The sequence below is a fragment of the Actinomadura rugatobispora genome (assembly GCF_042656285.1).
Taxonomy (GTDB): Bacteria; Actinomycetota; Actinomycetes; order Streptosporangiales; family Streptosporangiaceae; genus Spirillospora; species Spirillospora rugatobispora.
In genome coordinates, this window is record NZ_JBHSON010000025.1 from 99724 (window position 1) to 115255 (window position 15532).

Below are 15532 nucleotides of genomic sequence, written 5' to 3' on the forward strand. Positions count from 1 at the left end.
GAGCCGCGCCGCCCCCGCCCCTCCACCCCCAGGGAGCACACATGTCCGCCAATCCCGTGAAGGTGGGACTGGTCGCCGGTGGGCTGGGCGCCTACTGGCCGCAGTTCCCCGACCTGCTGCCGCAGCTCGAACGGTCGGCCGAGCGCGTGTCGGAGCGCATGCGGGGCCTGGGCGCCGAGGTGGTGGACGTCGGGTTCATCTCCGACGCCGAGGAGGGCGCCGCGGCGGCCGAGCGGCTGCGCGCGGCGGGCTGCGACATCATCGTCGGCTTCCTCACCACCTACATGACCGCCACCATGCTGGTGCCGGTCGCCCAGCGGTCCGGCGCCCCGGTGCTGCTGATCAACCTGCAGCCGACCGAGTCGATGGACCACGAGACCTTCGACACCGGCCAGTGGCTGGCCTACTGCGGCGCCTGCCCGCTGCCGGAGATGGCCAACGCCTTCATGCGCTGCGGGATCCCGTTCCGCTCGGTGTCCGGTCACCTGGAGGACGAGCGCGCCTGGGCGAAGATCGGCCGCTGGGTGCGCGCCGCCGGGGTGCGGGCCGCGCTGCGCAGGGGCCGGCACGGACTGATGGGCCACCTCTACCCGGGCATGCTCGACGTCTCCACCGACCTGACGCTGGTCAGCGCCAACTTCGGCGGACATGTCGAGGTGCTGGAGTTCGACGACCTGCGGGTGCGGGTGGAGAAGGTCACCGACGCCGAGGCCAAGGCCAAGGAGGACGAGGCCCGGGAGGTCTTCGAGCTGGCCGAATCGGTCAACGGCGACGACCTGGCCTGGGCGGCCCGCGTCGCGGCGGGGCTGGACCACCTGGTGGAGGACTTCGGGCTCGACAGCCTGGCCTACTACCACCGCGGCCTGGACGGGGAGATCCACGAGCGGCTCGGCGCCGGGATGATCCTCGGCGCCTCGCTGCTCACCGCCGGCGGCGTCCCGGCGGCGGGCGAGTACGAGCTGCGCACCTCGCTGGCCATGCTGGTCGCCGACCGGCTGGGCGCGGGCGGGTCGTTCACCGAGCTGCAGGCGCTGGACTTCCACCGCGGCCACGTGGAGATGGGCCACGACGGCCCCGCGCACCTGGCCATCAGCGCCCGCAGGCCGCTGCTGCGCGGCCTGGGCGTCTACCACGGCAAGCGCGGCTACGGCGTGTCGGTGGAGTTCGACGTCCGGCACGGCCCGGTCACCGCGTTCGGGATCATCCAGCGGCGGGACGGCCGGTTCGCGTTCGTCGCCTCCGAGGGCGAGACCGTCGAGGGGCCGCTGCTGCGGATCGGCAACACCACCTCGCGGGTGGACTTCGGCTGCGATCCGGGGGAGTGGATCGACGCCTGGAGCGCCACCGGGATCTCCCACCACTGGGCCCTCGGCACCGGCCACCGGATCGCCGATCTGAAGGCCGTGGCCGACCTGATGGACCTCGAGCTCGTGGAGGTCAGCCCCTGACCCACCCGGACCGCCCCGTTCCCAGTGCCCTTGTCCAGCCGCAGAGTGTGATCGGGGGATCCCACCCTAGGCGCCGGTGACCGGCCCCGGACGCGCGCGCTCCGTCGCGACGCGGCCGAGGGCTCCGGTCGCCGTGCCCGCAAAACCCGGAGGTAGCCCCATGCGGGTGTCCCGTCGGCGAACACCGTCCAGAGTCCTCTCCCTCCCTGCCTCCCTCCCCGTCGTTCTTCCAGCGGCCCTGCTCCTCACCGTGACCGCCGGAGGCGTCGCCGCCGCCGCGCCTGGCGGAGGCGGCGTGCGCGTGCTCGCGGCGACGACCGAGTACGGCGAGCACCCGCTCGGCCTCGACGACCCGCGCCCCCGGCTGAGCTGGCGGCTCGGCGCGTCCGGGAACGGCCGGTCGCAGTCGGCCTACGAGATCCGCGTCGCGTCCAGCGCGTCCAGGCTCGCCGCCGGGGACGTGTGGAAGAGCGGCAGGGTCGCCTCCGGCCAGTCGGTGCTCGTCCCCTACGGCGGGCCCGCGCTCAAGCCGCGCACCCGCTACCACTGGACGGTCCGGGTGTGGGACGAGGCCGGGCGCCCCTCCGACTGGAGCCGCCCCACGTGGTGGGAGACCGGCCTGCTGGACGGCCGGACCCTAGGCGGCCAGTGGATCGGCCACGACTCCCCGCTGCCGCTGCCGACCTCCTTCACCGGCCAGAACGACCCGTCCCAGCTCAGGGAGGGCACCCAGGGGCAGACGTTCACCGCCGACCGGCCGGTGAGCGAGGTTGCGATCGCGATGCCGACCTGGCACACCACCGACGCGGACGTGACCGTCTCCCTCTACAAGGGCGGCCCCGGCGGCGAGCTGGTCATGCGGCGCCGCGTGGAGAACCACCCGGACAACGGCGAGGCGGCCCTGGTGCTGCCGCAGGCGGTGCCCGCCGGGACGTACTACATCGAGCAGTCCGAGCCGTCCGGCCAGATCGGCTGGTGGGGCCACACCGGCGGCGGCTACGCGCACGGGCAGGCGTACAAGGACGGCAAGGCGGTGGAGGGCGACCGGCGGTTCTCGTTCAAGACCGTCTCGTCGGGCCCGGACGGGCTCACCTCCCAGCTCCGCAAGGACTTCCGGATCGGCGACGGCAGGAAGGTCGCCCGAGCCCGTCTCTACTCCACCGCGCTCGGGATCTACACCGCCGAGATCAACGGCCGGCGGGTAGGGAACGACGAGCTCGCCCCGGGCTGGACCGACTACAACACCCGCGTCCAGTACCAGACCTACGACGTCACCAAGCTGCTGCGCGGCGGCGCCAACGCGATCGGGGCCACGCTCGCGCCCGGCTGGTACGCGGGGCACATCGCCATCTTCGGCCCGGCGCAGTACGGGCCCCGGCCCTGGCTGCGCGCCCAGCTCCAGATCGACTACGCCGACGGCACGTCCGAGCGGATCGTCACCGACCCGAGCTGGCGCAGCGCCACCGGCCCGGTGCGGTCCTCGGACCTGCTGATGGGCGAGGCGTACGACGCGCGCGCCGAGACGCCCGGTTGGAGCGGTCCCGGATTCGACGCCGCCGCCTGGAAGCCGGTCATCGTCAACGGCGAGGCCAGGGCGCTGCCCGTCGCCCAGCCCGACGCCCCCACCCGGGTCGAGCGGGAGATCCGCCCCGTCAAGATCACCAGCCCGAAGCCGGGCGTGCACATCGTCGACCTCGGCCAGAACATGGTCGGCGCCGTCCGGCTGCGCGTCTCCGGCGAGGCCGGCAGGACCGTCACGCTCCGCCACGGCGAGGTCCTCGACAAGGACGGGAGCCTCTACACCGGCAACCTGCGCACCGCCAAGGCCACCGACACCTACACCCTCAAAGGCGGCGGCCGCACCGAGACCTACGAACCCCGGTACACCTTCCACGGCTTCCGCTACGTGGAGGTGACCGGCTACCCGGGCACCCCCGGCCCGGACGCGATCACCGGGCGGGTCATGCACACCGCCGAGCCGTTCACGATGTCGTTCAAGACGAACGTGCCGATGCTCGACCAGCTGCACAGCAACATCACCTGGGGCCAGCGCGGCAACTTCCTGACCATCCCCACCGACACCCCCGCGCGCGACGAGCGGATGGGCTGGTCGGGCGACATCAACGTCTTCTCCCGCACCGCCACCTACACCATGGAGTCGGCCCGCTTCCTGTCCAAGTGGATGCAGGACATGCGCGACGCCCAGTCCGCCGACGGCGCGTTCCCCGACGTCGCGCCCAAGGTCGGGTTCATCGGCGGCGGCGCGGCCGGATGGGGCGACGCGGGCGTCACCGTCCCCTGGAACCTGTACCAGGCGTACGGCGACCGGCGGGTCCTGGAGACCGGCTACCCCGCGATGCAGAAGTGGATCACCTACCTGGAGAACAACAGCGACGGCCTGCTCCGCCCCGCCTCCGGGTACGGCGACTGGCTGAACGTCGACGACGAGACGCCCAAGGACGTCATCGGCACCGCCTACTTCGCCCACGCCGCCGGCCTGGTCGCCAAGGTCGCCCGCACCCTCGGCAAGGCGGACGACGGCAAGCGGTACGACGAGCTGGCCGGACGGGTGCGCGAGGCGTTCACCAAGGCCTACGTCACCGAGGGCGGCGCCCGCGTCAAGGGCGACACCCAGACCGCCTACGCGCTGGCGCTGTCCATGGACATGCTGCCGGAGGCCGCCCGCAAGCCCGCCGCCGACCGCCTCGTCGAACTGATCAAGGCGCGGGACTGGCACCTGTCCACCGGGTTCCTCGGGACGCCCGAACTGCTGCCCGTCCTGACCGCGACCGGGCACACCGACGTGGCCTACCGGCTGCTGCACCAGCGCACCTTCCCGTCCTGGGGCTATCAGATCGACAAGGGCGCGACCACCATGTGGGAGCGCTGGGACTCCATCAAGCCCGACGGGACCTTCCAGGACGAGGGCATGAACTCCTTCAACCACTACGCCTACGGCGCCGTCGGCGAGTGGATGTACGAGAACATCGCCGGCATCGGCGCCGGTGAGCCCGGCTACCGCCGCACCGTGATCCGCCCGCGACCCGGCGGCGACGTGCGCCGCGCCGGGGGCCGCTACGACTCGGTCTACGGCCCCGTCGAGACGAACTGGTCGGTCAAGGGAGGCCGGTTCGACCTGTCGGTGTCCGTCCCCGTGAACGCCACCGCCGAGGTCTGGGTCCCCGCCCGGTCGGCCGCGGAGGTGTCGCAGCGCGGCGCCCGCTTCCTGCGGACGCAGGACGGCGCCGCCGTCTTCGAGGTCGGCTCCGGCTCGTACCGCTTCACCGCTCCGTCCGGCACCGGCTGACCCACCCCACTCCACCCTCGACCCCGCATCGGGGCGGGAGGGCGGCCCGCCCGCCCTCTCGCCCCGCCCGCCCGCACACCTCCCGCACACCCCCCGGCACGAGGAGATCCATGACCCCCCGTCGACCGCGTCATGCCCTGATGGCCTCCCTCACTGCGGCTGCGCTGCTCGTCCCCGTCGTGGCGGCGCCCGGCACCTCCAGCGCGGCGGTGCGCGCCGCCGGGCACGCCCCGCAGGCTCCCGCCCAGCTCACCGTGGGCGACCGGGCCGAGCCCCTGAACGTGGAGGGCACGCCCATGTTCGGCTGGCGTCCCCGTGACGTCGACCCCGGCGAGGTCCAGTCGGCGTACCAGATCGTCGTGCGGAGCGACCCGTCCAAGGGAAGGGGCGAGACCGTCTGGGACAGCGGCAAGGTGGACTCGGCGCGGCAGGAGTACGTGCCGTACGCGGGCCCCGCCCTCGCCCGCGGCGCCGCCTACACCTGGACCGTCCGCACCTGGGACCGGACGGGCAAGCGCTCGGCCTGGTCGCGGCCCGCCTCGTTCGAGGTCGGGCTGCGCGACCAGGACTGGCAGGCGAGCTGGATCCGCCGAACCACGGCCGAGGCCGACGACTACACCCTGGCCCGCAAGGACATCACCGTGGGCGCGTCCAAGGTGGTCAGGGCGCGCGTCCACATCGCCGCGAGCCACCAGTACGCCCTGCACCTCAACGGGGAGGTCGTCGACCGGGGACCGGCCTTCGCCTACCCCGACGACGGCTTCTACCGGACGGTCGACGTCACCGGCAAGCTGCGCGCCGGGCAGGCGACCCTCGGCGCCCTCGTCCACTGGTACGGGTCGGGCCAGGGCCGTCCCAAGGGCGAGCCCGGCCTGCTGGTGCGGCTGGTGATCGAGCACGCCGACGGCAGCCGCCAGGTCGTCGTCACCGACGGCACCTGGCAGGTCCAGCGCGGCCCGTGGAAGCAGGCGCCGCGCCGCAACGGCGACGGCGGCGACTACGTCGAGGAGATCGACGGCCCCGCCGAGGAGGCGCTGCGCGGCTGGGACCGCCCCGGCTTCGACGCCTCCGGCTGGCAGCCCGCCCAGGTCGCCGGCGCCCACCCGACCCCGGTGTTCAAGAAGCTGCAGGGCCAGGAGGCCGGGCTCTCCTACACCACGGTCCGGCCGCGGAAGGTGACCCGGCTGCCCTCGGGCGCGCTGGTCGCCGACTTCGGCAAGGTCATCCCGGCCGTCCCGGTCGTGCGGTTCCGCGACGGCCGGGCCGGGCGGCACGTGGACATGGACGCCGGGTACGTGCTGACGGCCGACGGCTCGGTGTCACGTTCCAAGAGCGACAACCAGAGCACCGACCTCAGCTACGGCTACACCCAGCGCGACGGCGACCAGACCTTCCGCGCCTTCACCTACGAGGGCTTCCGCTACTTCGAGATCGCGCCCGGCGGCGGCGCCGAACCCGGCGACATCAGCGCGGTCGTCCAGCACACCGACGTGGACCTGTCCCGGACGGCGAGGCTGCGCACCTCCGACCGCGGGGTCGACGCCACCTACGACCTGATGCGCCGGTCGGCCCTGTACGGCTCGCAGACCCAGTTCCTGGACACCCCGACCCGCGAGAAGGGCCAGTTCCTCGGCGACTCGGCGGACGTCTCCCTGGCCACGATGGCCGCGTACGGGGAGCGCCGCCTCAGCCGCCAGGCCATCCGGGAGTTCATCGCCTCCCAGGCCCGCTACTGGCCCGACGGCCGCCTCAACGCCGTCTACCCCAACGGCGACGGCAAGCGCGACATCCCCGACTACACCGAGATGTTCCCCGGCTGGGTCTGGGACTACTACGAGCAGTCCGGCGACACCGACACCCTCGCCGTGGCGTATCCGGTGATGAACGCGGTGGCCGGGTACGTGCGCCGGCACATCGACGCCGGCAGCGGCCTGGTCGTCAACCTGACCGGAGGGTCGGGCCAGTACCAGTACGGGATCATCGACTGGCCCGCGACCATGCGCTACGGGCACGACATGGACACCGCCGCCCGCACGGTGATCAACGTGCTGGGGGTGGACGTGTTCAACGCCTCCGCCCGTACGGCCGAGGCGCTCGGCAGGAAGGACGAGGCGGCCGCGTTCCGCCGCGAGGCGCAGGCCCTCACCGAGGCCGTCAACGCCAAGCTGCGCCGCTCCTCCGACGGCGTCTACATCGACGGGCTCAAGGCCGACGGCTCGCAGAGCGCGCACGCCTCGCAGATCGCCAACGCCTACGCGCTCGCCTACGGGGTCACGCCCGCCGCCGACCGCGCCAAGGTGCTCGACTACACCGCGGGCCTGGGCATGCGGATGGGCCCGTTCACCGTGCACCGGCTGATGCAGGCGCTGGGCGAGCGGCCCGACTCCTTCGTCACCCGGCTCACCGACACCCAGGGGCCTGGCTGGGGCAACATCCTGGCCCGGGGCGGCACGTTCACCTGGGAGTCCTGGGACGCACCGGAGACCGGGCAGAGCCACTCCCACCCCTGGGGCGCCACCGCGCTGCTGGACATCAACCGCACCCTGCTGGGCGTGACCGTGACCGCCCCTGCGGGCGCCACGGTGCGGGTCCGCCCGCCGGCCTCCGGCGTGGACCGGGCCTCGGGCACCATCCCGCTCCAGCGCGGCGACGTGTCCGTCGACTGGAGCAGGCGTGGCGGCGGCTTCTCCATGACCGTCGACGTGCCCGTGAACATGCGCGCCGAGGTGCACGTCCCCGCGGCCTCCGCCGACCGCGTGCGGGTGAAGGGCCAGGCCCGCTTCACCGGGATGCGCGACGGCCACGCCGTCTACGAGGTCGGCTCCGGTCGCGTCTCCTTCACCAGCTGACCGATCCGCCGCCCCCCGCCATTCGCCCCCCGCCACCACCCACCGGCCCGCCTCTCCGGCGGGCCCCGACCCACCCCGCATCATCAGGAGGATCCATGAACGACGACCGCACCGGGCAGGACGGGCTCACCCGCCGCCACGTGCTGCAGATCGGCACGGTGGCCGGCGGGGGCGCGATGGTCGCCGCCGCCCTGCCCCTGGGGGGCGGAGCGGTCGCCCACGCCGCGACGGGGCTGCCCGAGGCCCGCTTCGCGCGCCCCGCCGCGGCGGTCCGGCCCAAGTTCCGCTGGTGGTGGCCGGACGCGCACGTCACGCCCGCCGAGATCCGGCGGGAGATCGACCAGATCGCCGACGCGGGCTTCGGCGGCGCGGAGATCGTCGCGGTGCACCACAGCATCCGCGACAAGTCCGTCCTGGACCCCGTGCACCACGGCTGGGGCACCCCCGCCTGGAACGCGGGCGTCGAGGCCGCGCTGGACCAGGCGCGCAAGCGCGGCATCACCGTGGACCTCACCATCGGCCCCGCCTGGCCCGCCGCCGTCCCGGACATCACGCCCGACAGCCCGGCCGCCGTCCAGGAACTGGCGTACGGGACGGTCACCGTCGCCGGGGGAGCGACCCACGACGGGCCCGTGCCCGAACCCGCCGTCGGCCCGCACACCGGGGTGACGCGGCGGCACCTGGAGGCCGTCCACGCCGTGCGCAAGGACCCCGCCAACAACAGCGGGAAGGTCGTCGGCCTCGCCCGCGGCACCTGGCAGGACCTCACCTCCCGCGTCAGGGACGGCCGGATCGCCTGGACCGCGCCCGAGGACGGGGAGTGGCTGCTGCTGTCGTACTGGCGGCGCGGCAGCGGGCAGCGCCCCGAGTCCGGGCCGCACAGCGCCCCGGACTGCGCGGTCGTCGACCACTTCAGCCGCGCCGGCACCCAGGCCGTCATCGACTTCTGGGAGGAGCGGCTGCTCACCCCGAAGATCCGGCGGCTGATCCGGCAGGCGGGCGGGGCCCTGTTCGAGGACTCCATCGAGCTGGAGACCGAGGCGCTCAACTGGACCCCCGGCCTGGCCGGGGAGTTCCAGAAGCGCCGCGGGTACGCGCTGGAGCCGTACCTGCCGGTGATCGTGCTGAACGACGAGGACCCGGTGTTCTCCTACGAGGCGGACGTGACCCGGCACGCCCGCCACGACTTCTGGCTGACCGTCTCCGAGCTGTTCAACGAGCACCACTTCGTCCCGCTCACCACGTGGGCGCACTCGATCGGCCTGGAGTTCCGCGCCCAGCCCTACGGACTCCAGACCGACACCATCCACGCCGCCGCCATCGTCGACATCCCCGAGGGGGAGTCGCTCGGGTTCAAGAACCTCGACGACTACCGCACCCTGGCGGGCGGCCGCGACCTGGGCGGGCGCAAGGTGCTGTCGTGCGAGGCCGGCGCGTACCAGGGCGGCGCGTACAACACCACCTGGGACAAGCTGCTGCGCACCATGGGCGGCGCCTACGCGGCCGGTCTCAACATGACCGTGCTGCACGGGTTCTCCTACGCGACCGCCCCCGGAGTCAACTGGCCGGGGTTCGCGGGGTTCACCCCCTACAACGGCGGGATCGGGTACGCCGAGTCGTGGGGCCCGCGCCAGCCCACCTGGCGACACGCCCCGGACGTGTCGGCCTACCTGGGGCGCGTCCACCAGCTGACCCAGGCCGGGCAGAACCGGATCGACATCGCCGTCTTCCGGCAGAAGGGCCTCAGCAAGACCGGCATCGGGGCGGGCTGGTTCACCGCCAGCGGCATCCCGATCGGCTGGACCCACCAGTTCGCCAGCGAGCCCGTCCTGGACCTGCCCAGCGCGACCGTCTCCGGCGGACGGCTCGCCCCGCGCGGCCCCGCCTACAAGGCCCTGTTCGTCGAGGGCGACCGCTTCTCCGGAAGGGAGACCACCCTCACCGTCTCCGCCGCTCGGCGCATCCTCGACCTCACCCGCAAGGGACTGCCGGTCGTCTTCGTGGGCGACTGGAGCGCCGCCACCGTCCCCGGCGTCGCCAAGGACGGCGAGAACGAGGAGCTGCGGGCCGTCCTGAAGCAGCTGTTCGCCCAGCCGAAGGTGCGCGCCGTCGCCACCGAGCCGGAGGTCCCCGGCGCCCTGGAGGCCCTGGGCGTGCGCCGGGACGTCACCTACGCCACCGCCTCGACCCTCCTGCACGCCCACCGGGCCGAGGACGACATCGACTACTACTACCTGGTCAACGGCAAGCACAGCGAGACCCCCAAGCCGCCGATCGCGGCCATCGACCACGAGGTCACGCTGACCCGGACCGACCGGAGGGCCGTGCCGCACCGGCTCGACCTCTGGACCGGCGAGATCGAGCCGATCGCCCTCTACCGGGCCGACGGCGACACGGTCACGCTGCGGGTGGCGCTGCAGCCGGGCGAGGCCACCGCCATCGCCCTGGCCCGGCCCGCCCCCGGGCGCGCCGCCCCCTATGCCACCGCCACCGAGGCCGCCGAGATCCGCGTCGTCCCCGGGAACCGGCTGGCGATCCGCGACACCAGGGCGGGGACGTACACCACGACCCTGCCCGGCGGCCGCACCGCCCCCGCCACCATCGCGGAGCTGCCCGCCCCGATCGCCCTCACCGGGTGGCGGCTGCAGGTCGAGGACTTCCGGCCCGGCCGCACCGCGGCCGAGACCGCGACCGTCCGGCACGACCTCGTCCTGGACGCGCTCAAGCCGTGGCCGCAGATCCCCGAGCTGGCCGACGTCTCCGGCGTCGGCCGCTACACCGCCACGGTCGACCTCGGCCGGGACGGCTGGCCCGGCGCGTACCTGGAGCTCGGCGAGGTCTTCGACACCTGCCGGGTGACGGTCAACGGGCGGCGGCTGCCGGCCGTCGACCTGATCAACCCGGTCGTGGACGTCGGCCCGTACCTGCGGCGCGGCGCCAACACGATCGAGGTGGAGGTCGCCACCACGCTCAACAACCGGCTCCGGGTATCCGACCCGGCCGTCTACGGCGGCGCGTCCCGGCAGAACTACGGGCTGGTCGGGCCGGTCCGGCTCGTCCCGTACGGCGAGGCGACCGTCGGGGCCTCCTGACGCCGATCCCCCGAGAAAGCGTGCGGGAGGGCGCTGGCACCGCCCTCCCGCACGGTGAATCCCTCATCCCCCGTCCAGTAGCGAACCGGAACACGAGGAACCCATGCAGCACAGCGTAGTCAGAGATGGAAGCTCCGTAGTCAAGCGCGTGCGCGGCCGGGCCGCACTGGCCCTGGGCCTGGCGGCGGTCACCGTCCCGCTGGTCGTCACCGCCCCGGCGGCCACGAGCGCCGCCGACGACCGGCGCCCCGCCCGGCCCTGGGACGCCTACAACCTCTCGCCCTCCGACCGGACGATCCGCCCCGTCGCGATCTTCGCCACGCAGGGCGAGGTCACCGACCCGCAGGCGGTGCTCAAGGGGCGGCGGACCGCCCTGAGCGGCGCCGGGGCGTCCGTCACGCTGGACTTCGGCAAGGAGGTCAGCGGCCTGACCACGGTGAACTTCGCCGGGTCGGACGGGCCGCAGAAGGTCGGGCTGGCGTTCTCGGAGTCGTCGGTGTACGCGGGCCAGCCCACCAGCGACGCCTCCACCGGCGGCCCGCGCAGCCGCGACGGCGCCCTGTCCACCGACGTCGACGGCCGTACCACGTACACGACCCCGGCCAAGTACCTGCGCGGCGGCTTCCGCTACCTGACGATCTTCCTGGAGTCGGCCGGGCGGGTGGAGCTGGACGGGGTCTCCCTCCACTTCACCCCCGCGCCCAAGATGAAGGACCCCGCCCGCTACGCCAACCACTTCTACTCCAGCGACGAGCTCCTCAACCGGATCTGGTACGCGGGCGCCTACACCGTCCAGCTCAACACCATCGCGCCCAAGACCGGCCGGGTCTGGGAGGCGCCGGCGCAGCTGTGGGACAACGGCGGCACGATCGGCGTCGGCGACACCATCCTGGTGGACGGCGCCAAGCGCGACCGCACCGTGTGGCCGGGCGACCTGGGCATCGAGATCCCGGCGGCGTACGCGGCGTTCAACGACACCGTCTCGGCCCGCAACGCGCTCACCACCGTCTACCAGCACCAGCGCGACACCGGGGAGCTGCCCTACGCCGGGCCGATGCTGGAGAAGTACGGCTCGGACACCTACCACCTGTGGACCCTGGCCGCGAGCTGGGACTACTACAACTACACCGGTGACCGGCGGTGGCTGGCGGACGTGTGGGGCCGCTACAAGCACGCCGTCGAGTACACCACCGGCAAGGTGAACGACCGGGGGCTGCTGTCCATCACGGGCACCTCCGACTCGGTGCGGATCCTGGCCAAGGGCGAGAACCTCATCGCCAACGTGTTGCTGTGGCGCGTCCTGGACACCGGGTCGCGGCTCGCCGCCGTCCAGGGGGACAAGGAGCTGGCCGCGTCGTACGCCGAGCGGGCCAAGGCACTGCGCACCGCCGTCGACACCCACCTGTGGGACGAGGCCGCCGGGGCCTACAAGTTCTACCCCGACTCCCCGATCCACGCCCAGGACGGCAACTCGCTCGCGGTCTGGTACGGCCTGGCCGACCGCGAGAAGGCCCGCCGCGTCAGCGCCAAGCTCACCGGCAACTGGAACTCGGTCGCCACGACCGCCCCCGAGAACAAGGGCAACCCCGGGGTCTTCTCCGGCTCGATGGAGGTCAACGCCCACTTCGCCGCGGGCGGGCAGGCCGCCGACAAGGCGGGCGTGGACATCATCCGGCGCCAGTGGGGCTACATGCTCAACCACCCGCAGGGCACCAAGAGCACCTTCTGGGAGTCGTTCCGCAACCCCGAGGACGGCTGCGTCTTCTGCAGCTCCTACGTGAGCCTGGCCCACGCCTGGGCGACGGGCCCGACCCCCGCGCTCACCTTCTACGTGCTGGGGCTCAACGTCACCGGCACGGGCGGGCGGACGTTCGACTTCGTCCCGCACACTGCCGACCTGTCCTTCGCCCAGGGCCGCATCACCACCACCTACGGCGCGGTGGACGCGTCCTGGAAGGTGGCCAAGGGCGAGTACAGCGCCAAGCTGAACGCGCCGCGCGGCGCCGAGGGGCGTGCGGGCGTGCCCACCTTCGGTTCGCGCATCGACGTCTACGTCGACGGCAAGAAGGTCTGGGACGGCGCCAAGGGCAAGGCCCGGGGCAACTACCACGCCTACACCGACGGGGAGTACGTCTACCTGAACGGGCTGCGCGGCGGCCACTCCATCAGCAGCGACCGCCTGGGCGCCCGGTGAGCGGGGCCGGCCAGGTTTCCCGCCGTGCCTTCATCGGCACGGCGGGCGCCACGGCGACGGCCGTCGGCATCGGCGTCCCCGCGGCCCGTCCCGCCTCTGCGGCGGACACGGCCGCCGGGGCCGTCACCGCACGGGTGTCGCCGTTCCCGCTGTCGGCCGTCACGCTGCTGGACGGCCCGTTCCGCGACAACATGCTCCGGACCTGCGCCTACCTGAAGTTCATCGACGCCGACCGGCTGCTGCACACCTTCCGCCTGAACGTGGGCCTGCCCTCCTCGGCGGAGCCGTGCGGCGGCTGGGAGGCCCCGAACGTCCTGCTGCGCGGCCACACCACCGGCCACCTGCTGACGGCGCTGGCCCAGGCGCACGCCAACACGGGGGACGACGCGTACTCCGCCAAGGCCCGCCACCTGGTGGCGGAGCTGGCCAAGTGCCAGGCCGCCTCGCCCGGCGCGGGCTTCACCCGCGGCTACCTGTCGGCGTTCGGAGAGGAGACCTTCGACCAGCTGGAGGCGGGCGCCAAGCCCTGGGCGCCGTACTACACCATCCACAAGATCATGGCCGGGCTGCTGGACCAGTACCGGCTCAGCGGCAACCGGCAGGCCCTGGACGTGGTGAAGGGCATGGCGGGCTGGGCGGACGCCCGCACCTCCAAGCTGTCCCGCGAGCGGATGCAGGGGCTGCTGCGGGTGGAGTTCGGCGGCATGAACGACGTGCTCGCCGAGCTGCACATGGTCACCGGGGATCCGGCGCACCTGGCCACCGCCCGCCGCTTCGACCACGACGAGCTGTACGTGCCGCTGGCGGAGCGCCGCGACGCCCTCGACGGCGAGCACGCCAACACCCAGATCCCCAAGGTGGTCGGGGCGGTCCGCGAGTACGAGGCCACGGGGGAGCGCCGCTACCGCGACATCGCGGCGTTCTTCTGGGACACCGTCGTCCACGACCACACCTACGTGATCGGCGGCAACAGCAACCAGGAGTTCTTCGGCCCGCCCCGCGAACTGGTCAGCCGCCTCAGCGAGGACACCTGCGAGAACTGCAACACCTACAACATGCTCAAGCTGACCCGGCTGCTGTTCTTCCACGACCCGGGCTCGGCCGAGTACATGGACTACTACGAGTGGGCGCTGCTCAACCAGATGCTGGGGGAGCAGGACCCGCGGTCCGCGCACGGCTTCGTCACCTACTACACAGGACTGTTCCCCGGGTCGGAGCGCAAACCCAAGGGCGGGCTGGGGGCGGCGCCCGGCAGCTACAGCGGCGACTACGACAACTTCTCCTGCGACCACGGGACGGGCCTGGAGACGCACACCAAGTTCGCCGACAGCGTCTACTTCCGCTCGCGGAACGCCCTGTACGTCAACCTGTTCGTCCCCTCCGAGGTGCACTGGGCGGAGCGGGGCGTCCGCGTCCGCCAGGAGACCGGCTACCCGCACGCGGAGACCACCCGGCTCACGATCACCGAGGGCGGCGGCCGCTTCGCCGTCAAGATCCGGATCCCGGGCTGGCTGGACGCGCGCGGCCGCCGCGCCCGGATCCGCGTGAACGGCAGGGCCGTGCCCGGCCTGGGCAACGACGCCCGGCCCGGCGCCTACGCCACGATCGAGCGGCACTGGCGGCCGGGCGACACGATCGAGCTGGCCATGCCGATGGAGCCGGTCTGGCGGAAGGCGCCCGACAACCCCCACGTCCAGGCCGTGACGCACGGCCCGGTCGTCCTGGCGGGCGCGTACGGCGACCGGGACCTCAACACCTTCCCGGCCATCGACCCGCGCTCGCTGGCGCCCGTCCGCGGCGAGCCGCTGCGCTACACGGCGCGGGCGGACGGGGCCGACGTGACGCTGATGCCGTTCGCCGAGGTCCACCACCAGCGCTACAACGTGTACTGGGCGACCCCGGCGCCGCGCCACCGTCCCGGCCTGGTCGCCCACTATCCCCTGGACGAGGGGCGCGGGACGACCGCGGCCGACGCCACCGGCGCCTGGCCCGCGGCGCGCCTCACCGGCCCGGCGGCCTGGAGCGACGGGACGTTGTCGCTGGACGGCACCGGCGGGCACGCCGTCCTGCCGCCCGGCCTGCTCGCCGGGCTGGACGCGCTCACGGTCGCGCTGTGGGTCCGGCTGGAGACGGTCACCAACAACGTGCGGGTCTTCGATCTGGGCTTCAACCGGCAGACGTTCTTCTACGTGAACGCGCGCACCGGATCGGGCCGGGCGCGGTTCTCGATGAAGCTCGGCGGGATGGAGGGCGAGGACTTCGCCGACGCCCCCGCGGCCCTCCCCACCGGGGCCTGGACGCACGTCGCGGTCGCCGTCACCGCCGAGGGCGGCGGCTCGGCCGTCCTGTACGTCGACGGAGCCGAGGCGGGCCGCAAGAACGGCCTGATCATGAGCCCGCTGGCCCTGGGCGCCACGTCGAACAACTTCGTCGGCCGGTCCCAGGACACCCGCCACCCGTTCATGCACGGCCAGGCCGCCGACTTCCGCCTCTACAACCACGCGCTCCCGGCCGCCGACATCCGCAGCGGAGCGAGGAATGTCGGCGAAGCCGTTGCCGGGGGGTCTGGGGGGTCGTCCCCCCAGAGAGGTTCTGACGTGGGCGCGCTGCACCAGCGCGGAAGGCCGTCGTGGGGGCCGGCC

General features: G+C 73.2%; 6 protein-coding genes. All 6 read left to right on the top strand.

Annotation, left to right across the window (positions count from 1 at the left end):
- The first annotated feature begins 41 nt into the window (after positions 1-41).
- Positions 42-1448 carry an arabinose isomerase gene (locus ACFPZN_RS19635; protein WP_378283462.1) on the top strand — a complete coding sequence of 469 codons (1407 nt, stop codon included), beginning with the start codon at positions 42-44 and terminating at the stop codon, positions 1446-1448.
- Between the two features lie 295 nt (positions 1449-1743).
- Complete coding sequence (locus ACFPZN_RS19640) at positions 1744-4755, top strand: family 78 glycoside hydrolase catalytic domain (RefSeq protein WP_378283463.1); 3012 nt, start codon at positions 1744-1746, stop codon at positions 4753-4755.
- A gap of 140 nt (positions 4756-4895) precedes the next feature.
- The gene (locus ACFPZN_RS19645) at positions 4896-7604 is read left to right on the top strand and encodes a family 78 glycoside hydrolase catalytic domain (protein WP_378283464.1); all 2709 of its coding nucleotides are present in this window, start codon (positions 4896-4898) and stop codon (positions 7602-7604) included.
- Positions 7605-7699: 95 nt separating this feature from the next.
- Positions 7700-10696, top strand: coding sequence for a glycosyl hydrolase (locus ACFPZN_RS19650; RefSeq protein WP_378283465.1), 2997 nt, complete (start codon positions 7700-7702; stop codon positions 10694-10696).
- Positions 10697-10799: 103 nt separating this feature from the next.
- A complete protein-coding gene (locus ACFPZN_RS19655) occupies positions 10800-12890 on the top strand; it encodes an alpha-L-rhamnosidase-related protein (protein ID WP_378283466.1) in 2091 nt (696 codons plus the stop codon).
- On the top strand, positions 12887-15532 hold a 2646-nt coding region (locus ACFPZN_RS19660; protein ID WP_378283467.1), incomplete at its 3' end, for a glycoside hydrolase family 127 protein. The genes ACFPZN_RS19655 and ACFPZN_RS19660, both read left to right, overlap by 4 nt.

Coding starts and splice junctions, on each gene's coding strand:
- ACFPZN_RS19645 (WP_378283464.1), top strand. CDS start 4,896: ATGGCCTCCCTCACTGCGGCTGCGCTGCTCGTCCCCGTCGTGGCGGCG.
- ACFPZN_RS19650 (WP_378283465.1), top strand. CDS start 7,700: ATGAACGACGACCGCACCGGGCAGGACGGGCTCACCCGCCGCCACGTG.
- ACFPZN_RS19635 (WP_378283462.1), top strand. CDS start 42: ATGTCCGCCAATCCCGTGAAGGTGGGACTGGTCGCCGGTGGGCTGGGC.
- ACFPZN_RS19655 (WP_378283466.1), top strand. CDS start 10,800: ATGCAGCACAGCGTAGTCAGAGATGGAAGCTCCGTAGTCAAGCGCGTG.